We start from the raw sequence: 26,131 nt of genomic DNA on the forward strand, positions 1-26,131 counted from the left end.
GCCCCGGCCCGCCCGGTGCGTCAGCGGCCGGTGCCGCCGTAGACCACGGCCTCGTCGGTCTCCGTGTCGAGGCCGAAGGCGGTGTGCACGGCGCGCACGGCCTCCGGGATGTCCTCGGAGCGGGTGACGACCGAGATGCGGATCTCGGAGGTGGAGATCAACTCGATGTTGACCCCGGCCTCGGAGAGCGCCTCGAAGAACGTGGCGGTGACGCCCGGGTTGGAGCGCATGCCGGCGCCGACCAGCGAGAGCTTGCCGATGGCGTCGTCGTAGCGCAGCGATTCGTAGCCGATGCCGTCCTTGGCCCGGCCGAGCGCGTCGATGGCCTTCTGGCCGTCGGTCTTCGGCAGGGTGAAGGAGATGTCGGTCAGACCGGTCGACGCGGTGGAGACGTTCTGCACCACCATGTCGATGTTGACCTCGGCGTCCGCGATGGCACGGAAGATCCGGGCCGCCTCGCCCGGCTTGTCCGGCACTCCGACGACGGTGATCTTCGCCTCGGACGTGTCGTGGGCGACTCCGGAGATGATGGCCTGCTCCATCTCGCCCCCTTCGGGCTTGTTGGGGTTGTCGGCGCTCACGATAGTCCCCGGCAGGCCGGAGAACGACGAGCGGACATGGATCGGGATGTTGTAGCGGCGCGCGTACTCGACACACCGGTCGAGGAGCACCTTGGAACCGGACGAGGCCAGCTCCAGCATGTCCTCGAAGGAGATCCAGTCGATCTTGCGCGCCTTCTTCACCACGCGGGGGTCCGCGGAGAACACGCCGTCCACGTCGGTGTAGATCTCGCAGACCTCGGCGCCGAGCGCCGCCGCCAGGGCGACGGCCGTGGTGTCCGAGCCGCCACGGCCGAGCGTGGTGATGTCCTTGCTGACCTGCGACACGCCCTGGAAGCCGGCCACGATCGCGATGTTGCCCTCGTCCAGGGCGTTGCGGATCCGGCCGGGCGTGACGTCGATGATGCGTGCCTTGTTGTGCGTGGCGTCGGTGATGACGCCCGCCTGGCTGCCCGTGAAGGACTGGGCGTCGAAGCCCAGCGTTTTGATCGCCATGGCCAGCAGAGCCATGGAGATGCGCTCTCCTGCGGTCAGCAGCATGTCGAACTCACGGCCGGACGGAATAGGGGTCACCTGTTCCGCGAGTTCGATGAGCTCGTCCGTCGTGTCTCCCATCGCGGACACCACGACGACGACCTCATGGCCGGCCTTCCTGGTGTCGACGATCCGTCGGGCGACGCGCTTGATGCCTTCGGCATCCGCAACGGATGAGCCGCCGTACTTCTGCACGACAAGGCCCACGTGCGCTCCTCGACTTGTGTCGTTTCGGGGGTGGTGGCCCCCTTCTGCGGTCGCGGCCAGTCTATCGAGCGGGGCGCGGGCGACCGGAGCCATCCATATGACGAGACGACCATATCGCCTGGTGAGCAGCGGCAACAGGCAGGTCTGCGGGCGGACGGCCGCCCGCCGAAAGAAAATCCGGGGCCGGGCACCAGCCCGACCCCGGATTTCACGATGTGGAGATTCGGTGGAACCTTCGTCACAGCCCCAGCTCGGCGGCCATCAGGTCGCCCGCCTGCTGCTCCAGCTGCTCGTCGGTGAGACCGTCCTGGTCGGTGTCCGCGCCGTCCACCGCCGCACCGATCGGGCTGTCCAGCCGGACGTGCGCGATCAGCGACTGCAGCGCCCGCAGCACCGCGGTGCAGGTCGAGCCCCAGTTGGACAGGTACGAGAACTGCCACCACCACAGCGCCTCGCTGACCCGGCCCTCCCGGTAGTGCACCAGGCCGTGCCGCAGCTCGGCGACCACGCCCGCCAGGTCGTCCGAGATCCGGAAGGCGCTCGGCTTCTCCGGCGGACCGTAGGGGTCGAAGACCTCGTGGTACACGTCGATCGGCGCCAGCAGCTCGGCGAGCCGCTCGCGCAGCTCGACGCCGTCCGGCTCCGGCCCGGTGTCCGGCTCGAAGCGGTCCTCCGGCACGACGTCCTCGATCGCCCCCAGCCGGCCGCCCGCCAGCAGCAGCTGCGAGACCTCCAGCAGCAGCAGCGAGATCGCGCTGCCCGGCTCGTCGCCCTTGGCCACCTCGGTGACGGCGAGCACGAAGCTCTCCACCGAGTCGGCGATCTGCACGGCGAAGTCGTCGGGCTCGCTGGTGTGGGCGGTGTCCCTGTGGTCAGACATCGAGCAGTCGTCTCCCTTCGAAGGCCCGGCCGAGGGTGACCTCGTCGGCGTACTCCAGGTCCCCGCCGACGGGCAGGCCGCTCGCCAGCCGGGTCACCTTCAGACCCATCGGCTTGCACAGCCGGGCCAGGTAGGTGGCGGTCGCCTCCCCCTCCAGGTTGGGGTCGGTGGCCAGGATCAGCTCGGTGACCGTGCCGTCGGCGAGCCGGGTCATCAGCTCCCGGATCCGCAGGTCGTCCGGACCGACGCCCTCGATCGGGCTGATCGCGCCGCCCAGCACGTGGTACCGGCCGCGGAACTCGCGCGTCCGCTCGATCGCCACCACGTCCTTCGGCTCCTCGACCACGCAGATCACCGCCAGGTCGCGGCGCGGGTCCAGACAGACCCGGCACTGCTCGGACTCCGCGACGTTGCCGCAGACCGCGCAGAACCGGACCTTCTCCTTCACCTGCATCAGCGCGCCGGCCAGCCGCCGGACGTCCACCGGATCGGCCTGCAGGACGTGGAAGGCGATCCGCTGCGCGCTCTTGGGCCCGACGCCGGGCAGCCTGCCCAGTTCGTCGATCAGGTCCTGAACCACGCCCTCGTACACGTCACGCCTTCCTTCGGCCGGGGCCACGGCCCGGAACCCAGTGCTCCGGGGCCCGTCGCTCCGGTGCCATCATCCAACGAATCGGGCGCCGGACACACCGTCCGGCGCCCGACTCACCCATAAATCACACAGCACCGGCGCGTACCGGCACACTGCACGCCACCGGAGTGCCACCCGCCGTGCACCGCGCGCGGCGGGCGGCCGCGGCGGTGGTGCCCGATCGGACCCGGACCCGGACCCGGACTCGGGCCCGGACTCAGAAGGGAAGGCCGGGGATGCCGCCGCCGCCCAGGCCCTGGGTCAGCGGGCCCATCCGCTCGGCCTGCAGCTTCTGGGCCGCCGCGTTGGCGTCCCGCACCGCGGCCAGCACCAGGTCCGCCAGGGTCTCGGTGTCCTCCGGGTCGACCGCGGCCGGCGCGATCGCGAGCGCGACCAGCTCGCCGGAGCCCGTCACCGTCGCCTCGACCAGGCCGCCGCCCGCCGAACCGCTCACCTTGGTCTCGGCCAGCTCCTTCTGGACCTTGCCGAGCTCCTCCTGCATCTTCTGCGCCTGCTTCAGCAGCTGCTGCATGTTGGGCTGGCCACCAGGGAACACGGCACATCTCCTGTCCTGTACGACATCGTCGCCCCCGAGCCTACGCGGCCCGGACAGCCGCCGTGGCTGCCCTGCCCACCCCGGCCGACCGGTGGCCGGTGAGCGGCCGACCGGTGGCCCGGAACGGCAGGTGAACGGCCGCCGGGGTGGCCGGAAGCCGGCCGGGACGGGCGGCTCAGGTGTTGTGGTGGATCTCCTCCAGGACGGTCGCCCCGAGCTCACGGATGATCAGCTCCTGGCCGGAGAAGGCCTCCTCGGTCAGGTCCGGGTCGTCGTCCTCCGGGACGTCGTCCTCCGGCGCGACCGGCGGCGGCTGCGGCGGCTGGTACGTCCCCGCCGCCTGCGGCGGTGCGGCCGAGGGCGGAGCCGCGGCCTGCGGGGCCGGGCGCTGCGGCTGCATTGGGGCCGCCGGCTGCGGGGCCGCGGCCTGCGGCGGGGCGGCCGGCTGCGGCTGGAACGGCTGGGCGGGCGGGGCCGCGGGGCGCTGCGGCGCACCCCAGCCACCGCCACCACCGCCGGCCTGCGGCGCCGCGGGCGCACCTGCGCCGCCGGCCCCGCCGGACGGGTCCACGATGCACTCGACCCGCCAGTCCACCTGGAGGGCGTCGGCCAGTGCCTGGCGGAGCACCTCGTCGCTGTTGCTGCCCACGAAGCTGTCCCGGGCACCGGCATTGATGAACGAGACCTGCAGCACCTTGCCGTCGAAACCGGCCACCTGGCCGTTCTGGCTGAGCAGGATCCAGGTGAAGCGGCGCCGGTTCTTCACCGCGTCCAGGATCTGCGGCCACATCTGCCGGATCTGGGCGGCGCCCTGCTGTGCGGCGGCCGACGGCTGGCTGCCGGACGCCGCGGCGGGGGCTGCCGGGGCCGGTACCTGGGCCGGCGGAGCCGCCGGCGGGGTCGGGGCCGCGGCGGATGCCTGCGGAGGTGCGGACGGCTGCGGGGCCGGCGCGGGCGCCTGGACCGGGGCCTGCCCGGAGGCCGGGAAGCTGCGCGGGATCGGCCAGGCGCCGGGCGCCGGGGCGCCCGCCGCGGGGGCGGCAGCGACCGGGGCGGCCTGGGGCGGAGCGGCCGGGGCCTGGGCTGCCGGCTGCTGGGCGGCGAACTGCGGCACCGCGGGCGCGGCCGGCAGGTCCGGCACGGCCGCCGGCAGACCGGGCATCGGCCCTGCGGGCATCTGCAGGCCGCCCGCGGGGAAGCCGCCGGCCGAGGCGCGCCGCTCCAGCTTGTCCAGCCGGGCCTGCAGCGACAGCTCGTCGCTGTACGCGCCGGGCAGCATCACCCGGGCGCAGATCAGCTCCAGCTGGAGGCGGGGGGCGGCGTTGCCGCGCATCGCGGTGAGGCCGGTGTTGACGATGTCGGCGGCGCGGCTGAGCTCGGCCGCACCGAAGCGGTCCGCCTGCGCCTGCATGACGGCGATCCGGTCGGCCGGGGCGTCGATCAGGCCCTTCTCGCCGGCGTCCGGCACTGTGGCGAGGATCACCAGGTCGCGCAGCCGCTCCAGCAGGTCCGTCACGAACCGGCGGGGGTCGTGGCCGCCCTCGACGACCTGGTCGACCACCTGGAAGACCGTCGCGCCGTCGTGCGCCGCGAAGGCGTCCACGACCTCGTCGAGCAGCGCGGAGTCGGTGTAGCCGAGCAGGGCGGTGGCCATCTGGTACGTCACACCGGCCTCGCCGGCACCGGCCAGCAGCTGGTCCATCACCGACATCGAGTCGCGGACGGAGCCGGCGCCGGCCCGGACGACCAGCGGGAAGACCGCGTCCTCGACCTGGATGCCCTCGCGGCCGCAGACCTCGACCAGGTAGTCCCGCAGGGTGCCGGGCGGCACCAGGCGGAACGGGTAGTGGTGGGTGCGGGACCGGATCGTCCCGATCACCTTCTCCGGCTCGGTGGTCGCGAAGATGAACTTGAGGTGCTCCGGCGGCTCCTCCACGACCTTCAGCAGGGCGTTGAAGCCGGCCGAGGTCACCATGTGCGCCTCGTCCAGGATGAAGATCTTGTACCGGCTGTGCACCGGCGCGAAGAAGGCCCGCTCGCGCAGCTCGCGTGCGTCGTCGACGCCACCGTGCGAGGCGGCGTCGATCTCGATCACGTCGATCGAGCCGGGGCCGCCGGTCGCCAGGTCGCGGCAGGACTGGCACTCGCCGCAGGGCGTGGGCGTCGGGCCCTGCTCGCAGTTCAGGCAGCGCGCCAGGATGCGGGCGCTGGTCGTCTTGCCGCAGCCGCGCGGCCCGCTGAACAGGTACGCGTGGTTGACCCGGTTGTTGCGCAGGGCCTGCTGGAGCGGGGCGGTCACGTGCTCCTGCCCGATGACCTCCGCGAAGGTCTCGGGGCGGTAGCGGCGGTACAGGGCTAGGGACACGCCACCGACGATATCGGGACGGGCCGACAAACGCGGCCTCCCTCGGCGCGCCCGGGGCCGCCCGCAAACGCAAGGACCCCTCGTGCACCCGCCAGAGCCCTCCTACCCTTGCTGCCTTCCGGCCCTGGGGGGGTTCAGAGAGATGACGCCACACGAGGGGCTGCCCCAAGAGTAGCGGATCGCGAGCCCCGGGTGGTCCACCCCGGCCGGTCTGAGATCCGCAGGCACCCGCGCACGACCACCTGCGGGATAGCGGTTCGCGAGCACCCCTCGACATGTACTAAGCTCTCCCACGGAGGATTCGCCTAGAGGCCTAGGGCGCACGCTTGGAAAGCGTGTTGGGGGCAACCCCTCACGAGTTCGAATCTCGTATCCTCCGCCTCCGCCCGCCAGGGCGAACGAAAGGCCCCGACCGGTTTCCGGTCGGGGCCTTCTTCGTGTCGTGGTCTCAGTTCCGGTCCCAGTTCGCCGGCACGGCGTGAACTGCTCCGGTTCCTCCGGTGACGCCGAAGCCCCGGAGAACCCGACCGCGGCCACGCACGTGCGGGCCGAACTCCCCGTGCTCCCGGACAGTCGCCGTCGTCGCCGCGAAGCCCCGCCGCCCCGGCGACGGGCGGCAACCTCCGTGGCCCCGGAGCCGCGGCTCCGACTGAGGCGGCGGCTCAGGCAGCCGTGACCGCGAGGAGGCTGGTGACGCGGTCGGCCCGGAGGACTCCGAGGATGCGGCCGTCCTCGTCGACGACGGGCCAGACCACCAGGTGTTTGATCCGCATGGCGATCGCGGCCAGGGCCAGCCCCATGGTCGGCCAGGCGAACGGGCCGCGCTGGTGGGAGGTGGCGCTGATCGCGGTTCGCTCGGCGGACCGGGAACGGGCCAGGAACGGGCGGAGCCCGGCGCGGGTGACCAGCCCCTCGCACCGGCCGAAGTGGTCGCGGACGAGCAGGAACTCGACGTCGGCGGCGCGGAGTATGTCGTCGGCCTGGTCGACGGTGCTGTCGTCGGCTATCCGGTAGTCGCAGGGGTCCATGGCGTCGGCGACCGTGAGGCCGTGGCCGGGCCGGGCGGACCGGGGCGAGTGAGTGGTCCGGGCGAACTGGGGCGAGTGAGTGGTCACGGCGTCCACCGTTCCCGTCTCCGGCTGCCCGCCGCAGCGGGGTCTGCCGGTCTGTCCTCCACCCAGAACGAAGCCGGAACGGGGACCGGGATGCGTGATGCCCTGGATGCCTTCGAGGCTACTCCCGCGGTGGGCCGCCCGGGAGGGTACGACGGAGTAGCGTGGAAGGCAACCGAGGACATTCCGCACACCGGCATCAGCGTCGACGTCGCCCTGGGTCATAACGGGTCCCTCGCGGACCGGACGGGCGGCCTCGCATGATGCCGATTCCTCTCCCCAGCTTTTCCGCTTCCAGGCCGTGGACGGTACCCGGCGCCCCGCTGCTGCCCCGCCTGGAACTCGAGCCGACGATGTCGCGGGAGGGCGTCTTCGACGGCGCCTGGTGGCCCCGCTCGAACCACGTCCGCGTCGAACTGCCGGACCTGATCACCGCGCTCGGCGCCCACTTCGGACGCATCGTCCGGGTCGGCCTCGACACTTCCGCCTGGGACGGCGTCCCCGGGGCCGTCGCAGCGAACGGGCTGACGATCAAGATCAACCGGATCACCAGCAGCGAGGCGACGATCAGCATCACCAGGGGCTTCCAGGACCACTTCCTGCTGCTGGTGGTCCCGCCCGGCACCGCCCCGGCAGCGGCCGCCTCGGCCATGGCCGGCGCCTCGGTGACCGGAAACCACACCCCGGCGGCAGAACTACTGCTCGGCTGAGCGGCCCGGACAGACGCCGGCACCACCGTGCGTCGGACCGCTCCGGGTCGGCGCGGCGGGGAGGGGCGACGCCGGTCGCTTGCGCCGGCCCTCCGGTGTCGCTTGTGCCGGGCCTCCGGCGTGAACCGGCCGTCGTCGCTCGTCCGGGCAGGCGGCCGTACCGGGGTCAGCCGATGATGGATCCGAGGGGCGCGAGACTTTCGAGGCGGCGTATGGCTGTATGGCATGTCCGGGACTTCACGCCGGACGACCTCGAAGCGGTGGTCCGGCTCGACGCCGAGAGCACCACCACGGACCGTGCCGCCGTCTTCCGGCTCTCCGACGTGGTCGCCGCTCTGCAGGCACGGAATCCGAGCGTCGTGGTGATGGCCGACGGACGTCTCGTGGGCGCGGCGGTGGGCCGGGTGGACGGGGACCGGGCATGGGTGCTGCGCATCGCCCTGCACCCCGCCTGGCGGAACCTGGGCATCGGTTCCGCCTTGCTGTCGGCGTTGGAGCGCCGTCTGCGGGACGCCGGTGCCAGGATCGTCGCGGCGCTGCTGCCCGACGAGGAGACCGGAGCCACCGCCCTGGCCAACTCCGGATTCCACCCCCACCGAGGGCTCACGTACTTCGAGAAGCCCGAGGTCGTGAGTGCTCAGGGCGCGACGGTCCTGGCGCTGCTCGGCGCGGTCATGCCCGAAGCCGGTCTCTGGGAGCGGCTCACCGGCATGGCCGACGAGAAGCGGCTCATCGAACGTCGTCTGGTGCTGCCCCTGGCGAATCCCGAGCTGGCGGACGCCCACGGGGTGGAACCACCCCGCGCGGTGGTGCTGTTCGGTCCGCCGGGCACGGGCAAGAGCACGTTCGCCAAGGCCGTGGCCGGCCGGCTCGGCTGGCCGTTCGTCGAGCTCTTCCCCTCCCGGCTCGCGGCCGAGGACGGGCTGGCCAGCGGACTCGGCCGCCGCTTCGAGGAGGTGGCGCAGCTCGACCACGTGCTGCTCTTCATCGACGAGGTCGAGGAGGTCGCCGGTACGCGCAGCCTCGCCGCCCCCGCGTCGGTCGGCGTGGTCAACGAACTCCTCAAGTCGATCGTGCGGTTCCGTGACCGCGACGGCCGGCTGCTCGTCTGCGCCACCAACTCGGTGACCGCCCTGGACCCGGCGTTCCTGCGTCACGGCCGGTTCGACTACGTCCTTCCGGTCGGGCCACCCGACTCCGTGGCCCGCGACGTGCTGTGGGCCGGCTACACGGCGAAGACGGGTACCGCCGCCGACACCGCGGTCCTCGCCGGGGCCAGCGAGGGCTTCACTCCCGCCGACATCAGGCAGGTCGCCATGGCGGTCGCCCAGAGCGTGTTCGAGCGCACGCTCGACACCGGGGAGCGGACCCAGCCCAGTACCCAGGACTACCTGGAGGCCATCCACCGCACCCGTCCGACCGTTTCCGACACGATGGCCCAGGAGTTCGCCGACCAGGCAATCCGCTACGGGCGCGTCTGACGGCGCCCTCGCCGTTGCAGGGTGTCCACCCGGAGGTGCCGGGCATCGAACCGACCACCGCGACCATGCCGGGTTCGGACCGGGCCGAGAATGGCCTGGACATCACCGAAGGCACCTCGCATGCCGGCACCGGACACCGGCGTCGTCTCCGGCGAACGGCAATGCCGGTCCCGGCCCCGCGGGCCGGGTGTGCCACTCGCGATGACCGTGCGACCCCGGCCTGGCGTCGGCCGGCGATCCCGCGTCGGACAACGGCGGGACGGGCGGGGCCGACCGGTGGATCCGCCCGGCCACCGCCGAGCAGCCCGAGCAGCCGTCACCAGGGCCCGCGCTACGCCCGGAACGGGTCGCCGTCAGTGCCGTCAGTACTCGGCGCCGCTTCGCAGGTAGTTGCCCACGACCTGGAGCCACGCCCCGGGGCCGAAACAGACCTCGATCCGGTACGGCGTGTCCTCGAAGACCCGCAGGACGCGCAGCGCACCACTTGGATGCAGGTCGTACTCGAAGGTGACGCCGTCCGCGCCGTCCTCGTACTGCAGGTCCAGCGGCCCCTTCGACGGCTCCGCCGGCGCCCGGGCGTCGACCGAGAGTTTCACGTAGACGGACATCGCTCCGCCCCGCCTTTCCTGTTCGCCCGAGGAACCCGGCCCGTGTGGCCACCCCTCAGGACGCTTCGCCCGGCGCCTCGGAGCCGCTGCCGGTGGTGACGAGGATCTGCTGTGCCGAGTCGCTCCCGCCGGCCTCGACCGCGCGGGCCATCGCGGCCAGCGCCGCCTCCCGGCTCGTCTGCGGGGGGACGACGAGCAGGCTGAAGTGGTCCTGGTCGCCCCGAGTGACGATCACCGTGTCGTCGCCGACCGGATACCGGTCGATGTGCACCGACCGGCCGTCGACGAGCAGCCGGGCCGGTACGTCGTCCCAAGCCTCCGCGTCCAGCCCGACGCTCGCCACGGGGCCGATGTGTTCGGTCAACGCCCTGACCAGACCAGGAAGTTCGGAACCGGCGTCCCGTGAACGCGGCCACCACGCGCCGTCCAGCACACCCTCGCGGGACCGGGTGGTCTCCAAGCGCAACAGGGCCGTCCCCGGCTTCACGGCCTGCCGGAACCGGTCCGGCAGGAACCCGTGGCGCGAAGCGCCGACTTCGTCCGACATGGCTCGCCCCTGTCCGCGGGCACGGGCCGCGCCCGCCGAGCGAGGGCGGCCTCCGGGGAACGGCCGGATCGGGCCGCTCCGACATCCCCACGGTACTCCGCCCCTGCCGCGCCGACCCGGAGGGTGACGAAAGCCTTGGTCGGGGCCGGTCCGTCAGCGCCACTCGATCAGGAAGAGGGTGGCGTCATCGCTCGTGCGACCGCCCCGCTTCTCCTTCAGGACGCGGGAGAGAGCGCACCACGGCCCGCACCCCGGCCCGCGGGCACTCGACGCGGTCGACCCCCGCCCCGGACGCGGCGCCGGCACCACCTGTCCGGAGTGCTGCAGACCGGAGTGCTGCAGAGGAGCACCCGGTCAGGGCCGCCGAACCCCGCACCGCGCCGACGGCCGGTGGGGCGACCAGCCGGGGCGGCAGCCCGTGGGACCGATCGAGCGGCGCCCCCCGGCAGGCGTTCGCCGTGCCCCTCCGGCCGATCCCGTCCCGCTGCGCCGGCCCGCTGCTCACCGCTCATCCCTCACTCACCGCCCGGCTCTCCGGTACCGCCGCCGGGCCGGGCGGAGGAAAGCCTTCGCCGCACTGCAGCTTCGGTTGCATTCAGCTCGGCCCATTGCCGTTCGGAGCCGTGGAGGCACGGCGGTGCCCCTGGGCGGTGGGCCGCCTGCGGGTGCGGGTGGAGGCAGGCCTGACCAGGTAGCCGGCGAGGGCGGCGGTGGCGATCAGGGCGAGGGTCGCGGCGGTGAGGGAGGCCCAGGGGACGACGAGGGCGGTGCCCTTCGGCCAGAGCTGGGCTCCGGCGAGGACGAAGCCGGTGAGGAGTCCGCAGCCGAGCGAGAGCGAGGTGATCACCGCCGACTGCGTCGCGGACACCAGCCGCTGGGTGCGGCCGCCGAAGCCGATGACGTGGAGCAGCCGCAGTCGGGGCCGCAGTTCCTGGGCGGAGGCGGAGACCGCGAGCAGGGTCGCGGCCAGGACGGTGGTGCCCGCGATCGCCATCATGACGTTCCACCGGGCGGGGACGGGCTGGGTGCGGGGCCGCTCGACCCGCAGGGCGGTGGCGGGGATGCCGAGGGGTTCGAGGGCGGTGCCGAGCCGGTCCTCGATGCCCGCGGGCAGCGCGTCGTCGGGGGTGGCGAGGTAGGTCGTGGTGACGGGGAACAGGCCGAGGCCGCGGGCGGCGGCGCCGGTGAGCACGCCGGTGGCCCGGTTCCGCGTGGTCCGGTCCACGGGGTCGCCGGGGCGGGCCGCGGCAGTGAGCGGCGGCCGGCCCGGGGTGCCCGGCGTCGGTTCGAAGGCGAGCGCGGCGTTCCCGCCGCGGACGAAGGCGGGGTCGAACACCACGATCTCGCCCGCCGCCAGGGCGGCCGCCTCGTCGGCCGTCCGGTCCCGCTGGGTGAGCGCGCGGAAGTCCTCCTCCGTCTCGACGATCTGCAGGGTGCCGTGGGGGTTGGCGGCCTGGGGCGTCCGTGCGAGGAGGGCGACCTTCGGCAGTGCGAGCCGTGACGGGGCGTCGGCGGCGGGGCGGTCCGCGGCGTACACGCCCCGGACCGGGACGACGGAGGCCCGCGGGCCGAGGACCCGGCGCACCGCGGCCTCGACGGCGGCGGACGGCGGTGCGTCCCGCAGCACCACTTCGATCTGGCCGGGGTGCCGCGAGCCGGCGTGTTCGCGGGCGTCCCGGGCCGCGTTGCTGCCGACGAAGACGGCGGTGGAGGCGGCGAAGGCGACGGTGACCACGCCGAGGACGACGGCCGCGGCGGGGCGGCGCCGGTCCCTGGCGAGGTCGCGGAGGCCGAACCGCGGTCCCGGCCCGAGCCCGCGGGCGGCCCGGCCGAGCAGCAGCAGGAGGTCGGGGACCACCAGCACGGTGGCCACGAGGAGGGCGGTGCCGCCGACCACTCCGGGGGTGCTCGACCCGGAGGCGGCCCCGAGGGCGACGGCGGCGGCCGCCAGCACGCCGCAGGCCGCCGCCGCCCGCCGCCGGTGCCGTCCGGTGGTGTCGGTGGGGACGCGGCTCAGCCGCCGGCGGACGGTGTGCCCGGCGGCGAGCCGTGCGGGCAGCCAGACGGCGAGGGCGCCGCAGAGCACGGTCGCGGCCAGCAGGACCGGCGGACGCGGGGACGCGAGGTCGACCGGCGCGAGGTCGCGGTGGACGACGGCCCGGACGGCCGGCCGGACGGCCGCGCCGAGGGCCGTTCCGAGGAGCACGCCGGCGGTTCCGCCGACAGCGGCGGCGAGCAGACCGGCGGCCCGGGCCAGCCGGACGAGCCGCGCGCCGTCGAACCCGACGGCGGACAGCAGGCCGAACTGCCGCTGCAGGCGGCGCATCCGGATGCCGAAGGCCGCGGCCGATCCGGCGAGCACGAGGAGCAGGCCGGGGAGGGCGACGAGTCCGGGCTGGGCCGCGAGCAGGGTCCGGGCGGCCGCGGCGACCTGCGGCCTCGTCCGGACGGCGAGGTGGAGCCGTGCGGCCTGCGGGCCGATCCGGCCCGCCGCGGCGGGGCCGGTCACCAGCCAGCCGCGGGTGACGCCCGATTCGGCCGCACGGTCCGGGTCGGACCACCGCTCGAACAGGCCGGGTCCGCCGGCCACGAACTCGGCGTCGTGGGCGGTCGGGTCCTCGACCAGGCCGACGACCACGGCCGGGGTGTCCGACCCGCTGAACCGCAGGGTGCCGCCGAGGGCCAGGTGGCGCGCGGCGGCGAGGTGTTCGGAGACGGCGGCCTCGCCGGGGCCGGCGGGCGGTCGCCCGGCCTTCGTCCGCAGCCAGCCGCGGGTCGCCGCCGCCGTCCAGTCGCTCTCCCGGTAGGCGGCGTACCGGGTGAGGCCGCCGACGACGACGGGGACCTCGGGCGCCTTGTAGTAGGGGACGGCCGCGGTGCCGGCGGGCAGGGGCCCGATCACGGCGGACAGGTCGGCGGGGGCCGGGCCCGGCTCGATCCGGTCGATCTGGAGGTCGGCGCGGGCCATCGCGGCGGTCGCGAGCTGCTGCGGCGACAGGTTGAGCGTGTCCACCACGGAGGCGGCGGCGGTGGCCAGCAGCACGGGGACGGCGAAGATCAGCAGCAGCATGGCGCGGCGGCGGCCCGTGCCGATCACGGTCGACCAGGCGATCCGGAGGTCGACCGGGAGGTGCCGGTGGATCATCGGACGTCCTCGCGGGCTGTGCGCGGGGCCCGTTCCTCGATCCGGTCGAGCGTGCCGTCCCGCAGGTGCACGACGCGGTCCGCGAAGTCGGCGTTGGCCGGGTTGTGCGTGCTGAGCAGCACGGTGGTGCCGTTGTCGCAGAGCTGCCGCAGGAGTTCCATGATCTCGGCGCCGGTGTCCGAGTCCAGGGATCCGGTGGGCTCGTCCGCGAGGACGAGGCGCCGGTCCCCGACGACGGCGCGGGCGATCGCCACCCGCTGCTGCTGGCCGCCGGAGACCTCGTCGGGGAACCGTCCGCCCGTGCCGTCGAGGCCGACCCTGGCCAGGGCGGCCCGGGCGGCGGACCGCGCGGCGTGCCGGCCCGTCCCGGCGCCCTCCAGGGGCAGCGCGACGTTCTCCTCCAGCGTCAGCTCGGCGAGGAGGTTGAGCTCCTGGAAGACGAAGCCGACGGCGGTCAGCCGCAGGCGGGCCAACCGCCGTTCGGAGAGCCGGCCGAGGTCCTCTCCGAGGACGCGGACCCGGCCGCTGTCGGCCCGGTCGAGGCCGCCGGCGATGCTGAGCAGCGTCGTCTTGCCGGAGCCGCTGGCGCCCATGACGGCTACCAGTTCTCCGCGTTCGGCCTGCAGGGTGACGCCGGCGAGGGCGCGGACCTCGGCCCCGCCCGAGCGGAAGGTGCGGCCGACGGCCTCGAACTGCACTACGGACACGCTGGGTTCCCCTCGCTCTTCACCGGGCCGACGGCCCGGATCCGCGATACGCGGGATCCGGGCCGTCACGTGCGGGCTCGTCAGCAGGCGAGGTCGTCGGTGTAGACGCGGACCGAGCTCGCCTCGTCGTTGTTGTACCAACCGACGTACCCGTTGCTGGAGTTGGGGTTCATGCACTCGCTGCCGCCGGTGGCGTTGGCGCCCCAGAACCACTTGGCGTCGTTCGTCCAGGAGTTGTTGATCCACGAGGAGGTGCGGTCGTTGAATCCGGTGAGGTTGTACGTCCCCGGGGAGGCGCTCCGGTACCAGGTGCCGCCGTTGAAGTACGAGTCGTCGTAGAGGCAGACGTTCCCCACGTAGCAGGTGGTCGACACGGCTGCCGCCGGGCCGGCGAAGCCCACGAGGCCGACGCCGGCTGCCATGACCGCCGCGGCGGCCAGACCGGCCGCACGCTGTCCTGAGCCCATGCCACTTCCCCCTTGCACACGAACCGACCGACCGGCGGGCGCCGGTACCGGGCGGACACTAGCCACGCGTGTGGCGTGCGCGACAGCAGTGATCGGCCGACCCCGCCATCGAGTGACGTGTTCACGCCTACTTCTGCCCCGCGCACGGCCCGGCACGCGACGGTGCGCCGCCCCCGGCGGGCCGCGCCCGGCCCAAACGGGCGACAGCGGGGCGGCGGCGCCGTTCGGCAGGTCAGCGGCGGCGGCGATGCGCCGCACGGCAGCCGGTGCCGGCCTTCACGTCGCCGTCGGGCCCGGCTCCCCGCCGTCCGCACGGGACGATCACATCGGGAATTCCGGGCTCCGACAGGCCCGGCATCTGACGGGCTCCCGCGTTCGCGCCGGTGGGAGCCACGGTCCGGGCCGGCCGGTCGCAGTGCCCGACCGGCGGGCCGGGCCGGCGACGATTGGCCGGAATACGGCGCTTCAGACGGCGGCCGGGACCGGGGCGGCGGCCCGGGCGAAGCCGCGGGTCACCAGGCAGGCGGCGAGGGCGAGTTCCCAGGCGAAGACCGGGACGGCGGCCAGGGCGCCCCAGGTGGAGACCTGGGTGTAGCCGCCGAAGAGCACGGCGACGGCCGAGGCGAAGATCAGCGGTCCGCCGATCAGGCCGAGGACGGCGACGAAGCGCGGCACCAGGCGGGAGCGGTACATGAGGTGGGCCGCCAGCAGGGTGTTGGCGCCGCAGACGAAGTTGGGGCCGAGCAGGAAGGTCCAGTCGTGGACGGCGACCAGGGCGCGGGCGGTGGTGGCGAGTGCGGCCGGGTCGGCGCCGTCCGCACCGTGCCGGCGCAGGGTCACCACGGCGAGCAGGCTGACGATGCCGACCGCGATGACGGCGGCCTCCAGGACGCGCAGGGCGACGTAGCCGGTGGCGGCGGCCTCGTTGTGGCGCCTGGTGACCGGGTACAGCGTGACGGCGGTGCCGACGATGCCGAGGGCCAGCAGCACTTCGAGCAGGGCGCCGAGCAGCACCCGGCCGTCCGGGCCGGCGCCGAGGACGAAGCCGGGGTCGTTCAGGACGGGCCCGTAGAGGACGAGCCCGCCGATCGAGGTGACGTGGGTGACGAAGTAGCAGAGGCCTGCGGCCCTCGCGAGCCTTCCCGACGGTTCCACCGTTGCTCCTTGGTCGACGAACGGCCGGGGTCGCGACAGCGCGGCACCGGCAGAGGTGTACGGCGTACACCTCTGCTCGGAACGGTAGGGTGTACGCCGTACACCGGTCAAGGGGCGTCCGGGACCGGGCTCGTCGGACGAGCCCGGGAGGCGGACGGAGGAGAGGCGGTCGGAGATGGCCCGGCAGGCGGACGGCGAACGGCGGACCCCGCTGAGCAGGGACCGGGTGCTGCGCACCGCCGTCGCACTCGCGGACCGGTCCGGCATCGACGCGCTGAGCATGCGCAGCCTGGCCCAGGAGCTCGGAGTCGTCCCGATGGCGCTCTACAAGCACGTGGCCAACAAGGAGCAGCTCCTCGACGGCATGGTCGACGTCGTCGTCGGCGAGATCGGCCCCCCGGACGGGGGCGACGGCTGGAAGGACGCCGTCCGCGGGCGCATCCTCGCCACCCGGCACGCGCTGCTCCGCCACCCGTGGGCCGCGCGGGTGGTCGAGTCACGGCCCGGCCCGACGCCGGGCACGCTCGGCCACCTCGACTCGCTGATCGGGATGTTCCGGGCCGGCGGCCTCTCGGCCGACCTCACCCACCACGCGATGCACGCGCTGGGCGGCCGGGTGTGGGGCTTCACCCAGGAGCTGTTCCCCGCTCCCCCGCCCTCCGCCGATCCGGAGGTCCGGGCCGCCGTCCTGCGCGAGGCGGCCGTCCACTACCCGCACATCGTGGAGATCGCCACGGCCGGTGCCGCGCACGACGACGGGTCGGTGGTCGGCGGCGGCTGCGACGACCGGTTCGAGTTCGAGTTCGCCCTCGACCTGCTGCTGGACGGCATCGAGCGCCTGCACCGGCAGGGCTGGAGCTCCGCCCGGCACGGCTGACGTCCCGTCGGGCCGCGCCGGGCGACGGGTCAGGCCGGGCCGGGCGACGGGTCAGGCCGGGGTGCCGACGTCCAGGGTCCACAGGAGGCCGCCGGCCGGGTCCGGGGCCGTGCCGACGCCGGCGTCGAGGTAGCGGCAGTCGAGCATGTTCTGCTGGTGGTAGTCGTCGTCCATCCAGTCGTCGAAGACGTCGGCCGGGGACTTGCGGCGCTGGTCGATGTTCTCGCCCCAGGCCCGCCACCGGTAGCCGGCCGCGTCGATCCGGCTCTCCGGGCCGCGGCCGGCGGGGTCGTCGTGGTCGAAGTAGCGGCGTGCCGACATGTCCTCGGAGTGCCGCTGGGCGGCCGTGTGCAGTTTGGCGTCGACGCGCAGCGCACGGCACCCGCGCTTCGCCCGCTCGGCGTTGATCAGGTCGACGAGCTGCCGCTCGGGGCTCCGCGGCGTGGGGCTCGGGCTCGCCGAGGGCGACGGGGAGGGGCTGGGCGGGGCCGTGGTCGGCGACGGGGAGGGCGCGGGGGCGTCGAGGGCGACGGTCCGCGGGCCGGGCACCGAGACCGAGGGGGCGGGCGGGGGCGGCGGGACGGCGTCGTCGGGCAGACCCCGGACGACTCCGAGCACGGCGGCGGTGACGGCGACCGCACCGGCCGCCTGGAGCGCGCGGCGGGCCCGGCGCCGGGCGGCCCGGCGCAGGCTCCGTGTCCCCCGAGGTCCGATCAGGTCGAGCACCCGGTCGCCCACCCCGGACGGCGCGGGCGGCACGGCCGCGGATCCGGCGGAACCCGTGTGGGTCAGCACCGAGGTGACGGCCGTGCCCGGGCCGGGCAGGGCGGCGAGCTTGGCCGCGAAGAACTCCGGACCGAGCGAGAAGCCGTGCATCGGTACCACCAGGACGAGGCCGGCGAGCAGTCCCTCGGCGGGAACGAGGCCGCGGGCCGTACCCTCGCAGATGCGGCAGGTCCGCAGGTGGCGGGCTATTCGCTTGCGCCAGAGCGCGCTCGGGCGGCCGTCCCAGGCGGCGGTGAGCTCGCCGAGGGAGGGGCAGCGCGGCTCGGCGGAGAGCGCCCGGACGACGGTGCGGCCGACCTCCAGCTGTTCCTTCATCCGCTGCACCCGGACGGCGGTGTGCTGCGGGGAGAGCTCCAGCGCCTCGGCGAGTTCGGTGCGGGTGAGTCGGCCCGCGGCCTCCAGCCACCAGAGCGAGAGCAGGTCGCGATCGCGGTCGTCCAGCCAGCGGGTCGCCTCGGTGACCTCGCGGCGCTGGCCGGAGAGGCCGAGGCGCAGCACGGTGAGGTCGACGAAGTCGCCGGCCGGGTCGGCGACCTGGGCCATGCCGTCGATGTCCGGGACGGGCCCGGCCTGCCGGGCGTTGCGGCTGCGGCGCACCTCGTTCATCGCGACGGCGACCAGCCAGGAGCGGAAGGCGGTGGTGTCGCGCAGACCGGACAGGCCGCCGACCATGCGGATCATGGTCTCCTGGACGACGTCGTCGACGTCGGGGTGGCCGTTCATGGCCCGGCCGACGATGTTGTAGACCAGCGGCAGGCAGTCGGCGACCAGCCGGTCGCGGGCCGCCCCGTCGCCGGCCTGCGCCGCCTCCACCACCTCGGTGTCCATTGCGCCGTCGTTGCCCATGTGCCCTGTCCTCGCTCGTCCTCAAGCCACGGCCCCCACTGGACGGAGACCTGGGCGGACGGACCGGATAACAGGAATCCGGGTGTGTGATCCGCCGCTGTCCTTTTCCGTTATGGCGCCCCCGTGGCGTGGTCTCCCAGGGCGTCGGCACGAACACCGGCGCGAATCGGCCCAGGGAGCAGCCAGTATGAACGACGACCCGACGACCCCGTTCCACCTCCCGCCGCACCCGGCGGACCAGGACGGCTCCGGCAGTCGCGGCCGGGCGGCGCGGCGCCGGTCCCGGCGCCGGGCGGGCGGCAACCGGCGGGTGGTGGCGGTGGCCGGGGCGGCCGCGCTGGTGCTGGCCTGCTCGGCGGCGTACACCCTGGCGTCCTCGGGCGGCTCGGGCGGCTCGGGCAACGCAGCCGCGGCCTCGGTGCAGTTGGCGCCGGCGCCCGCGCCCTCCGCGGCCGGGTCTGCGCCGGCGTCCGCCTCGCCCTCGGCGGGCACCGCCTCGCCGTCCGCCTCCCCGTCCGTGTCGGCCTCGGCCTCCGCCGCGGCGAGCGCCTCCGCCTCGGCCGCGAAGAGCGCGAAGGCGTCGAAGGCCCCGGCGGCGGCCGCGAAGCAGCCGGCCGGTTCGGCGCCGACCGGCAGGGCCGCGCAGTTCGCCGCGGAGGTGACGGCACTGACCAACGCGGAGCGGGCGAAGGCGGGCTGCGGCCCGGTCACCCTGGACGACCGGGTGTCGGCGGCGGCGATGGCGCACTCGGACGACATGGTGGCCCGGCACTACTTCGAGCACGCGGACCCGGAGGGGCGGCACGCCGACAGCCGGCTGCGCGCCGCGGGCTACAAGCCCGGCTGGTGGGGCGAGAACATCGCGTACGGGCAGCCGGACCCGGCGGCGGTGATGGACGACTGGATGCACAGCGAGGGCCACCGGGCGAACATCCTCAACTGCCACTTCACGGTGATCGGGGTGGGGGTGAACTTCGGCGCCGGCGGCCCCTGGTGGACGCAGGTGTTCGCCTCCCCGGCGTGAGCGGGCGCGGACGGACGCGGACGGACGCGGACGGGCACGGACCGGCCCCACCGGGCCCGGGTGGGCCGGGGCGGCGGGGCCGGGTGGGGCGGGGCGGCGCGGTGTCAGACCACGTCGGTCATCGCGGGCATCTCGCCCGCGACGCGGCCCATGTCGATCACGGCGAAGGCGGCGTCCTGCGGGTCGACGAGGGCGGCGAAGCGGCCGAACGGGCTGTCCATCGGGCCGAAGACGAGCTTCCCGCCGAGCTCGGTGGCCTTGGCCACGGCGGCGTCGCAGTCGGCGACGCCGAAGTAGACGCTGATGAACGGCGGCACCTCGGCGGGGAAGTCCGGGCCCATCTCCATCCGGCCGAGCACCGGGTTCCCGCCGATGCTGAAGACCCGGTAGTCGATCTCGTTCCCGCCGTCCATCTGCCGGGCGCGGTACGGGAACACCTCCATCAGGAAGGAGTCGGCGCGGGCGGTGTCGCGGGTGCAGAGCTCGGCCCAGGAGTAGGCGCCGGCCTCGCCGGCCTTCTCGAAGCCCTCGTGCGCGGCGCCCTGCCAGACGCCGAAGACCGCGCCGCCGGGTTCGCGGGCGAGCGCCATGGTGCCGAGGCCGCCGACCTGCGCGGGCTCCATCATGAGCTCGCCGCCGGCGGCACGGATCCGTTCGGCGGTGGCGGCGGCGTCGGGCGAGGCGAAGTAGAGGCACCAGGCGGAGGGCATCTCCTCGCCGGGCATCGGCGGGACGAGCCCGGCGACCGCCCTGCCGTCCTTGTGGGCCTGGGTGTAGCCGCCGAACTCGGACGAGGGCTCGCCGAACGTCCAGCCGAGGACGGCGCCGTAGAAGTTCTTGGCGCCCTCCACGTCGTGGAACATCGCGTCGACCCAGCAGGGGGTGCCCTCGGGTTGCACGGCCATGTCTGCCTCCTCGTGTCGTGAGCGGGTGGGTGGGGCCGGGCCGGGTCAGCCCATGGTCTTGGCCCCGTCCAGGGATTCGCGGATGATGTCGGCGTGCCCGGCGTGCTGGGAGGTCTCGGCGATGACGTGCAGCAACACCCGCCGGACGGACCAGGTGGCGCCCGGCTCGAACCAGGGCGCCTCGGGCAGCGGGTGGGCGGTGTCCAGGTCCAGGTCGGCCACCAGGCGGTCGGTCTCGGCGGCCGTCCGCGTGTAGGCGTCCAGCAGGCCGGCCAGGGTCTCGCCCTCGCCCATCCTGAACTGGCCCTCCCAGTCCACGGGTTCGCTGCGCATGGCGGTCGCGCCGCCGACCGCGAACCGCATCCAGCGGGCCTCGACGCCGGTGACGTGCTTGATCAGGCCGCCGAGGCAGAGCTCGCTGGCGGTGGTGCGCTGCGCGGCCTGGTCGTCGGTGAGGTTGCGGACGGTGAAGCGGAGGAATCCGCGGTGCTTGTCGAGGGTCTCCAGCAGGTCGGCGCGCTCCCGGGAGAGCTCCCGGTCGCCGGTGCCCGCGCTCCGGTCGGTCATGTCGGTCCTCCGTGTCAGGCGGGTACGGTCCAGCGCTGGGCGCCGGTGCCGTTGCAGTCCCACAGTTGCAGTCGGGTGCCGCTCGCGGTGTTGCTGCCGGGCAGGTCCAGGCAGCGGCCGGAGGGCGGGTTGAGCAGCGATCCGTCGGCGCGCGGCCACCACTGCTGGGCGCCGGTGCCGTTGCAGTCCCAGAGCTGGACGGCGGCCCCGTTGAAGACCGAACTGCCGTCCACGTCGAGGCACTTGGCGAGGGCGCGGAGGGTGCCGTCGGAAGCGGTGGTCCACTGCTGGGCGGCGCCGCCGGTGCACTCGGCGAGCTGGACGGGCGTCCCGTTCTCGGTCGAACTCCCCCGCACGTCGGCGCACTTGGCGCCGAGGCCGGTGACCGCACCGGTGGCCGGGCGGGCCGGGCCGACGTCGAAGGACGGCGGCGCGTCGGCGCGGGCGCCGCCCCAGGCCGGGTCGGGCGCGTCGGCGAGGGTGTAGGCCAGGGTGCCGCCGCGGCGGACGAAGTCCTCGCTCAGCCAGGGCCGGTTGCTCGCGGCGCCGTCCACGGCGAGCGCGTGCACGTAGCGGACGGCGGCGGAGGCCCCGGGGGCGTCCACGTCGATCACCGCGCCGTTGCCGCGGCGGATCGTGATCCCCGGGAACAGCGGGCTGGCCAGCACGAGTTCGGACCGGCCGGGAGCCTGCGGGTACATCCCGAGCGCCGCCCAGACCACCCAGGAGGACATCTGCCCGAGGTCGTCGTTGCCCGGCTCGCCGTCCGGCGCGTCGGCGAACAGCGTGGTCAGCGCCCGGCGCACCACGTCCTGGGTGCGGTAGGGGCGGCCGGCGTAGGCGTAGGCCCACGGGGTGTTCGCCGAGGGCTCGTTGCCGAGGTAGGCGTGTTCCGAGTCGGGGCCGCCGTTGAGCTCGGTGAAGAAGTCGTCCAGCCGGGCGACCGCCGCCGCGTCGCCGCCCATCGCGTCGAACAGCCCGCGGTGGTTGTAGGGGACCATCCAGGCGTACTGGGCGGCGCTGCCCTCGACGAACTGGTCCTGCTGGGCGGGCCGGAAGTCGGGCCAGGAGTGGTCGGTGTCGCGGGGCTGGATCCAGCCGCTGCCGCTGTTGATCAGGTTGCGCCAGTTCGCGGAGCGGTGCATCAGCGCGTCGTGGGCGGCGGTGTCGCCGATCCGGCCGGCGAGTTGGGCGAGCGCGAAGTCCGCGCTGGTGTACTCCAGGGTGGTGGCGGCGGAGCCCCAGACGCCGCCGGCGTCGGCCGGGATGTAGCCGATGGTGTCGTAGGGGCCGTGGCCGGGCCGCTGGCGGGTGTCGCGGCTGCCGTCGGTGGCGATCCGCAGCAGGGCGGCCGCGTCGAAGTCGGTGCCGCCGAAGGCGTGGATCGAGCTGGCGACGATCGGCAGCGGGTCGCCGACCATCACGCCGGTGCCGCCGTTGGCGAGGGTCCAGCGGTCCAGGTAGCCGGCGCTCGCACCCTGGTCGGTGACGGACTGGGCGACGTCGGCGGCCCTGGCCGGGTCGAGCAGGGCGAGCAGTTGGACCTGGGAGCGGTAGACGTCCCAGCCGGAGAAGTCGGCGTACTGGGTGTGGCCGGGCCTGGCGGTGCGGATCCTCCCGTCGAAGCCGGGGTAGCGGCCGTCGGCGTCGCTGATCGCGCTGGGGTGCAGCAGGGCGTGGTAGAGCGCGGTGTAGAGGATGCGCCGCTGGGCGGTGGTGCCGCCGTCGACGGCGATCCGGCCGAGCAGGTCGTTCCAGCCGGCGCGGGCGGCGGTGCGGAGCTCGTCGAAGGGGGCGCCGCGCTGTTCGGCGAGCAGGTTGGCGCGGGCGCCCTCGGCGCTGACGAAGGAGAGGCCGACCCGGGCGGTGACGGTGCGGTCCTGGCCGGTGTCGAAGGAGACCAGCGCCTGGGCGCCGGAGGCGGCCCGCTCCCGGTCGGGGTGCTGGTCGACGCCCTGGCCGGAGCGGCGTTCGCGCTCCCCCTCGGTGCGGGCGGGCTGCGGGGCGATGCCCTCGCTCGCGCCGGTGGCGCTGCGCCGGTCGGTGTCGACCGTGCCCTGGCCCGCGCCGCCGGTGCGGACGATCCCGGCGCTGCTGAACGGCCGGTCGAACTGGGCGTGGAAGTAGACCCGGTAGCGGTTGCCGGTGCCGCAGAAGCCGCCGCTCTCCGTCCAGCCGGAGAGGTTGTCGGCGCCGATGGTGATCGAGCCGGTGGCGCTGTTGAAGGCCTTGCCGGCGTCGACGGTGAGCGAGGCGGTGTGGCCGGCGGGGTAGGTGAAGCGGGCGATGCCGGAGCGCTGGGTGGCGGCGAGTTCGGTCCTCAGCCCGTTGCCGAAGGTGACGGCGTACGCGCCGGGGGCGGTGCTCTCGTCGGCGTGCGAGAAGTCGGAGTGGGCGACCGGCCTGCCGTCCAGGACGGGCATGAACGGGGTGGTGCCGTAGTCGCCGCAGCCCGCGCCGGAGATGTGGGTGAGGCTGAACCCGCTGATCCGGTGGTCGTCCCAGGAGTAGCCGCCGTGCTGGTAGGTGGCGGTGTCGGGGCTCCACTGCACCATGCCGAGCGGGGCGGACGCGCCGGGGAAGGTGTTGCCCGCGCCGCCGCCGTTGCCGAAGTCCGGGGCGCCCTGCTTGGTGCCGACGAAGGCGTTGACGTACTGGGCCGGGTCGGCGACGGTCACCCGGCCGGGTGGCGCGGCGCCGGCGGGGGCGGCCGCGGCGACCGCCAGCAGCACCGCCGAGGTGCCGAGGGCGAGCGCGGACGAGAGGAATCTGGAACGGTGCACGGAGCCTCCTGCGACCCGCCGTCAGCCTGCGATGCGCGTGGCGCACGGTCCGGCGGCCGCGGTGGGCGGCACGGCGGGGCCGCACGGGCGAGCAGGTCGGCCCCGGCCGGTACGGGGAGTACCGGCCGGGGCCGACCATCTGCTCGTCGGTTCATCGTGCGGTCCGCACGGGGGAGGCCGCGGCGGCGACAGGCCGCCTGTCGCCCGCCCGGCGCAATCGCGCAGGCGTCCGATGGACCGTCAGGAGGACGTGTCCGCGACCGCCTTGCGGCGGTGCACCACCTGCGCGGCGACCAGCGCGACCGCGGCGGCGACCAGCGACAGCACCATCTGCATCCGTCCGTCGTGGGTGGTGAACATGTACGCCACCACGAAGGCGATCATTCCGATCGTGGCCCAGGTGAGGTACGGGAACAGCCACATCCGGACGGTGAGCTTCTCCGGGGATTCCCGCTCGATGATCCTCCGCATACGGAGCTGGGAGACGCTGATCACGAGCCAGACGAAGAGCGCGACGGCGCCGGAGGAATTCAGCAGGAACTTGAAGACGGTGTCCGGGAACTCGTAGTTGAAGAACACCGCGACGAATCCGAAGACCACCGAGGCGAGGATCGCGGTGAGCGGCACGCCGCGGCCGGTGACCTTCGCGAAGGCCTTCGGCGCGTCGCCGCGCTGCCCGAGCGAGAAGGCCATCCGGGAGGCCGTGTAGAGGCCGGAGTTCAGGCAGGACAGCACCGCGGTGAGCACGATGAGGTCCATCAGCGGGGCGGCGCCGGGGATGCCGACGTGCTTGAGCACGGCCACGTACGGGCTGTCCAGGACCTCCGCGGAGTCCCAGGGCAGCAGGGTGACGACGATGGCGATGGAGCCCAGGTAGAAGACGCCGATGCGCCAGATCACGCTGTTGGTGGCCTTGGTCACGGCGCGGGCCGGGTCGGGAGACTCGCCGGCGGCCAGGGTGACGATCTCGCTGCCCATGAAGGCGAAGACGACCGTCAGCATGCCGCTGAAGACCGCGCCGATGCCGTTCGGCAGGAAGCCGCCGTGGTCGAGCAGGTTGGACGTGCCCACCGCGGTGGTGTCCGGCAGTACTCCGAAGACCGCGAGGCCGCCGACCACCAGGAAGGCCGCGATGGCGACCACCTTGATCCCGGCGAACCAGAACTCGAACTCGCCGTAGGAGGAGACCGAGAACAGGTTGGTGGCGGTCAGCACGGCCATCACCAGCAGGGCGAAGCCCCACTGCGGCACGCCCGGCACCCAGTTGTGCAGGATCTTCGCGCCGGCGGTGGCCTCCACGGCCAGCACGACGACCCAGAAGAACCAGTAGAGCCATCCGATGGTGAAGCCGGCCCAGCGGCCGAGCGCGCGGTCCGCGTAGGCGGAGAAGGACCCGCTCTGCGGGTCGGCCGCGGCCATCTCGCCGAGCATCCGCATCACCATGACGACCAGGGCGCCGGCCAGGGTGTACGAGAGCAGGATGCCGGGGCCGGTGGCGGCGATGCCGGCGCCGGAGCCGACGAACAGGCCGGCTCCGATCACTCCGCCGATGGCGATCATCGACAGGTGGCGGTTCTTCAGTCCGGCCTTGAGGTGGCCGTCCCCGGCGGCACCCGGTGGGGTGGCGGGGGCGGCCTCGGCGGGCCGGCTCGAGCGCGTCGTGGTGTCCGGGCTCATGGTCGTTGCTGCCTCTCCGGTGCGGCGGGGGTCGGCCGCACACCCGCAGGAAGGTAGCCCGGAAATCCTGATTCCGTAACCCCGGGCCTGAATTCGGCACGATTTTCTGAGCATTATTTGAGGTTCGCGGAATGAATTATGACACCGGCTGACATCTCTACTCGCAGGTCATCGGAAATCCCGATCCGCCGTCAGCCGCGGTGCCGACCCGGTGCGCCGCCCGCCCCGGGGCGGTGGCATGGTGCGGACGGCGGCCGCGGCGGGGCTGCGACGATGGAGGTCCCGACCGTCCCTCCGCACACCCCTGGGGCCGCCCCGATGAGCACCACCGTCCACCTCGCGCAGCAGCCGGAGGCCGACGAACTGCTCGGCCGCAGCCCGCTGGCCGCGCTCACCGGCATGCTGCTGGACCAGCAGATCCCGATGGAGTGGGCGTTCACCGGCCCGTGGACGATCGCCCAGCGGCTCGGCGCCGACGACCTGGACGCGCACCGGATCGCCGCCGCCGACCCGGAGGAGTTCGCCGCCCTGCTGTCCGAGAAGCCCGCGGTGCACCGCTACCCGAGCTCGATGGCCAACCGGGTGCAGCAGCTCTGCCAGTACCTGGTCGAGCACTACGACGGCGACGCCGAGGCGGTCTGGCGGGACGCGCCAAACGGCCGGGAGTTGCTGAAGCGGCTGGGCGAGCTGCCCGGCTTCGGCAAGCAGAAGGCGCAGATCTTCCTCGCCCTGCTCGGCAAGCAGTACGGGGTCGCCCCCGAGGGCTGGCGCGAGGCGGCCGGCGCGTACGGCGAGGAGGGGTCCTTCCGCTCGGTCGCGGACATCACCGGGCCGGAGTCGCTGGTGAGGGTGCGCGCCTTCAAGCAGGAGGCGAAGAAGGCCGCCAAGGCGGCGAAGTCCGCGAAGCAGGCGCAGGGCTGACCCGACGGTACGGGTGGCGGTTGCGGATCTCCCGGTCGAGGAACCGGCCGAGGCCGTCCGCGGCGAGCAGCCCGGCGACC

The 26,131-nt window shown here is 74.1% G+C and carries 22 protein-coding genes, 1 tRNA gene and 1 other RNA gene; 6 read left to right on the plus strand and 18 right to left on the minus strand.

The features are described 5' to 3' along the window. Positions 1 to 20: 20 nt before the first annotated feature. The 6 genes from ABZ641_RS02895 to ffs form a co-directional block, all read right to left on the minus strand. Positions 21 to 1,301: an aspartate kinase gene (locus ABZ641_RS02895; RefSeq protein WP_344622871.1), complete on the minus strand. Its 1,281-nt coding sequence runs from the start codon at positions 1,299 to 1,301 to the stop codon at positions 21 to 23. A 238-nt stretch (positions 1,302 to 1,539) separates the two neighbouring features. Then, entirely contained in the window at positions 1,540 to 2,181 is a 642-nt protein-coding gene (locus ABZ641_RS02900; protein WP_263104627.1) for a DUF5063 domain-containing protein, read from the minus strand. Then, positions 2,174 to 2,773, minus strand: coding sequence for a recombination mediator RecR (recR, locus tag ABZ641_RS02905; protein WP_263104626.1), 600 nt, complete (start codon positions 2,771 to 2,773; stop codon positions 2,174 to 2,176). The genes ABZ641_RS02900 and recR overlap by 8 nt, the downstream gene beginning before the upstream one ends. Positions 2,774 to 3,029: 256 nt before the next feature. Beyond that, the gene (locus ABZ641_RS02910; protein ID WP_263104625.1) at positions 3,030 to 3,368 is read right to left on the minus strand and encodes a YbaB/EbfC family nucleoid-associated protein; all 339 of its coding nucleotides are present in this window, start codon (positions 3,366 to 3,368) and stop codon (positions 3,030 to 3,032) included. 175 nt (positions 3,369 to 3,543) lie between these two features. Beyond that, entirely contained in the window at positions 3,544 to 5,733 is a 2,190-nt protein-coding gene (locus ABZ641_RS02915; RefSeq protein ID WP_359978732.1) for a DNA polymerase III subunit gamma and tau, read from the minus strand. Between the two features lie 71 nt (positions 5,734 to 5,804). Next, an RNA gene (ffs, locus tag ABZ641_RS02920) (signal recognition particle sRNA small type) lies at positions 5,805 to 5,895 on the minus strand. A 132-nt stretch (positions 5,896 to 6,027) separates the two neighbouring features. On the opposite strand from ffs, the gene ABZ641_RS02925 reads away from it, so the two are divergent. After that, a tRNA-Ser gene (locus ABZ641_RS02925) sits at positions 6,028 to 6,112 on the plus strand. Positions 6,113 to 6,395: 283 nt separating this feature from the next. Here ABZ641_RS02925 and ABZ641_RS02930 read toward each other — a convergent pair. After that, complete coding sequence (locus tag ABZ641_RS02930; protein WP_359978735.1) at positions 6,396 to 6,848, minus strand: CBS domain-containing protein; 453 nt, start codon at positions 6,846 to 6,848, stop codon at positions 6,396 to 6,398. Positions 6,849 to 7,108: 260 nt separating this feature from the next. On the opposite strand from ABZ641_RS02930, the gene ABZ641_RS02935 reads away from it, so the two are divergent. Continuing rightward, positions 7,109 to 7,555 (plus strand): DUF5994 family protein, encoded by a 447-nt coding sequence (locus ABZ641_RS02935; RefSeq protein WP_344625030.1) that lies wholly within the window; start codon positions 7,109 to 7,111, stop codon positions 7,553 to 7,555. 212 nt (positions 7,556 to 7,767) lie between these two features. Further along, complete coding sequence (locus ABZ641_RS02940) at positions 7,768 to 9,036, plus strand: GNAT family N-acetyltransferase (protein ID WP_344625029.1); 1,269 nt, start codon at positions 7,768 to 7,770, stop codon at positions 9,034 to 9,036. Positions 9,037 to 9,398: 362 nt separating this feature from the next. Here ABZ641_RS02940 and ABZ641_RS02945 read toward each other — a convergent pair whose 3' ends face one another. The 6 genes from ABZ641_RS02945 to ABZ641_RS02970 form a co-directional block, all read right to left on the minus strand. Next, complete coding sequence (locus ABZ641_RS02945; RefSeq protein ID WP_359978738.1) at positions 9,399 to 9,644, minus strand: hypothetical protein; 246 nt, start codon at positions 9,642 to 9,644, stop codon at positions 9,399 to 9,401. 55 nt (positions 9,645 to 9,699) lie between these two features. Further along, complete coding sequence (locus ABZ641_RS02950) at positions 9,700 to 10,191, minus strand: DUF5994 family protein (RefSeq protein WP_344625027.1); 492 nt, start codon at positions 10,189 to 10,191, stop codon at positions 9,700 to 9,702. Between the two features lie 595 nt (positions 10,192 to 10,786). Further along, positions 10,787 to 13,336, minus strand: coding sequence for a hypothetical protein (locus tag ABZ641_RS02955; protein ID WP_359978740.1), 2,550 nt, complete (start codon positions 13,334 to 13,336; stop codon positions 10,787 to 10,789). After that, positions 13,333 to 14,043, minus strand: a complete 711-nt coding sequence (locus tag ABZ641_RS02960) for an ABC transporter ATP-binding protein (protein WP_344625024.1) — start codon at positions 14,041 to 14,043, stop codon at positions 13,333 to 13,335. The genes ABZ641_RS02955 and ABZ641_RS02960 overlap by 4 nt, the downstream gene beginning before the upstream one ends. An 80-nt stretch (positions 14,044 to 14,123) precedes the next feature. After that, the gene (locus ABZ641_RS02965) at positions 14,124 to 14,510 is read right to left on the minus strand and encodes a peptidase inhibitor family I36 protein (protein WP_344625023.1); all 387 of its coding nucleotides are present in this window, start codon (positions 14,508 to 14,510) and stop codon (positions 14,124 to 14,126) included. A gap of 465 nt (positions 14,511 to 14,975) precedes the next feature. Continuing rightward, a complete protein-coding gene (locus ABZ641_RS02970) occupies positions 14,976 to 15,665 on the minus strand; it encodes a DUF4386 domain-containing protein (RefSeq protein ID WP_344625022.1) in 690 nt (229 codons plus the stop codon). Between the two features lie 175 nt (positions 15,666 to 15,840). Here ABZ641_RS02970 and ABZ641_RS02975 point away from each other — a divergent pair, with 175 nt between their 5' ends. Then, positions 15,841 to 16,542: a TetR/AcrR family transcriptional regulator C-terminal domain-containing protein gene (locus ABZ641_RS02975; RefSeq protein ID WP_359978744.1), complete on the plus strand. Its 702-nt coding sequence runs from the start codon at positions 15,841 to 15,843 to the stop codon at positions 16,540 to 16,542. Between the two features lie 51 nt (positions 16,543 to 16,593). Here the strand turns inward: ABZ641_RS02975 and ABZ641_RS02980 are convergent, their stop codons facing one another. Beyond that, on the minus strand, positions 16,594 to 18,174 hold the full coding sequence (locus ABZ641_RS02980) for a sigma-70 family RNA polymerase sigma factor (protein WP_359978746.1): 1,581 nt from the start codon (positions 18,172 to 18,174) through the stop codon (positions 16,594 to 16,596). 187 nt (positions 18,175 to 18,361) lie between these two features. On the opposite strand from ABZ641_RS02980, the gene ABZ641_RS02985 reads away from it, so the two are divergent. Continuing rightward, positions 18,362 to 19,198: a CAP domain-containing protein gene (locus ABZ641_RS02985; protein ID WP_344625019.1), complete on the plus strand. Its 837-nt coding sequence runs from the start codon at positions 18,362 to 18,364 to the stop codon at positions 19,196 to 19,198. A 104-nt stretch (positions 19,199 to 19,302) separates the two neighbouring features. Here the strand turns inward: ABZ641_RS02985 and ABZ641_RS02990 are convergent, their stop codons facing one another. The 4 genes from ABZ641_RS02990 to ABZ641_RS03005 form a co-directional block, all read right to left on the minus strand. After that, positions 19,303 to 20,103 carry a VOC family protein gene (locus ABZ641_RS02990; protein WP_344625018.1) on the minus strand — a complete coding sequence of 267 codons (801 nt, stop codon included), beginning with the start codon at positions 20,101 to 20,103 and terminating at the stop codon, positions 19,303 to 19,305. Between the two features lie 45 nt (positions 20,104 to 20,148). Then, positions 20,149 to 20,670 (minus strand): DinB family protein, encoded by a 522-nt coding sequence (locus ABZ641_RS02995; protein ID WP_344625017.1) that lies wholly within the window; start codon positions 20,668 to 20,670, stop codon positions 20,149 to 20,151. Between the two features lie 14 nt (positions 20,671 to 20,684). Beyond that, positions 20,685 to 23,453, minus strand: a complete 2,769-nt coding sequence (locus ABZ641_RS03000) for a lectin (protein ID WP_359978750.1) — start codon at positions 23,451 to 23,453, stop codon at positions 20,685 to 20,687. Between the two features lie 240 nt (positions 23,454 to 23,693). Further along, positions 23,694 to 25,130 (minus strand): amino acid permease, encoded by a 1,437-nt coding sequence (locus ABZ641_RS03005; RefSeq protein ID WP_344625015.1) that lies wholly within the window; start codon positions 25,128 to 25,130, stop codon positions 23,694 to 23,696. 318 nt (positions 25,131 to 25,448) lie between these two features. On the opposite strand from ABZ641_RS03005, the gene ABZ641_RS03010 reads away from it, so the two are divergent. Next, entirely contained in the window at positions 25,449 to 26,051 is a 603-nt protein-coding gene (locus tag ABZ641_RS03010) for an HhH-GPD-type base excision DNA repair protein (protein ID WP_344625014.1), read from the plus strand. Positions 26,052 to 26,131 lie beyond the last annotated feature (80 nt).

Source organism: Kitasatospora sp. NPDC007106 (assembly GCF_040634455.1).
GTDB lineage: Bacteria > Actinomycetota > Actinomycetes > Streptomycetales > Streptomycetaceae > Kitasatospora > Kitasatospora arboriphila.

Coding starts and splice junctions, on each gene's coding strand:
- ABZ641_RS02985 (WP_344625019.1), top strand. CDS start 18,362: ATGAACGACGACCCGACGACCCCGTTCCACCTCCCGCCGCACCCGGCG.
- ABZ641_RS02945 (WP_359978738.1), bottom strand. CDS start 9,644: ATGTCCGTCTACGTGAAACTCTCGGTCGACGCCCGGGCGCCGGCGGAG.
- ABZ641_RS03010 (WP_344625014.1), top strand. CDS start 25,449: ATGAGCACCACCGTCCACCTCGCGCAGCAGCCGGAGGCCGACGAACTG.
- ABZ641_RS02935 (WP_344625030.1), top strand. CDS start 7,109: ATGCCGATTCCTCTCCCCAGCTTTTCCGCTTCCAGGCCGTGGACGGTA.
- ABZ641_RS02965 (WP_344625023.1), bottom strand. CDS start 14,510: ATGGGCTCAGGACAGCGTGCGGCCGGTCTGGCCGCCGCGGCGGTCATG.
- ABZ641_RS02995 (WP_344625017.1), bottom strand. CDS start 20,670: ATGACCGACCGGAGCGCGGGCACCGGCGACCGGGAGCTCTCCCGGGAG.
- ABZ641_RS02975 (WP_359978744.1), top strand. CDS start 15,841: ATGGCCCGGCAGGCGGACGGCGAACGGCGGACCCCGCTGAGCAGGGAC.
- ABZ641_RS02980 (WP_359978746.1), bottom strand. CDS start 18,174: ATGGGCAACGACGGCGCAATGGACACCGAGGTGGTGGAGGCGGCGCAG.
- ABZ641_RS02990 (WP_344625018.1), bottom strand. CDS start 20,103: ATGGCCGTGCAACCCGAGGGCACCCCCTGCTGGGTCGACGCGATGTTC.
- ABZ641_RS02950 (WP_344625027.1), bottom strand. CDS start 10,191: ATGTCGGACGAAGTCGGCGCTTCGCGCCACGGGTTCCTGCCGGACCGG.
- ABZ641_RS02955 (WP_359978740.1), bottom strand. CDS start 13,336: ATGATCCACCGGCACCTCCCGGTCGACCTCCGGATCGCCTGGTCGACC.
- ABZ641_RS02900 (WP_263104627.1), bottom strand. CDS start 2,181: ATGTCTGACCACAGGGACACCGCCCACACCAGCGAGCCCGACGACTTC.
- ABZ641_RS03005 (WP_344625015.1), bottom strand. CDS start 25,130: ATGAGCCCGGACACCACGACGCGCTCGAGCCGGCCCGCCGAGGCCGCC.
- ABZ641_RS02940 (WP_344625029.1), top strand. CDS start 7,768: ATGGCTGTATGGCATGTCCGGGACTTCACGCCGGACGACCTCGAAGCG.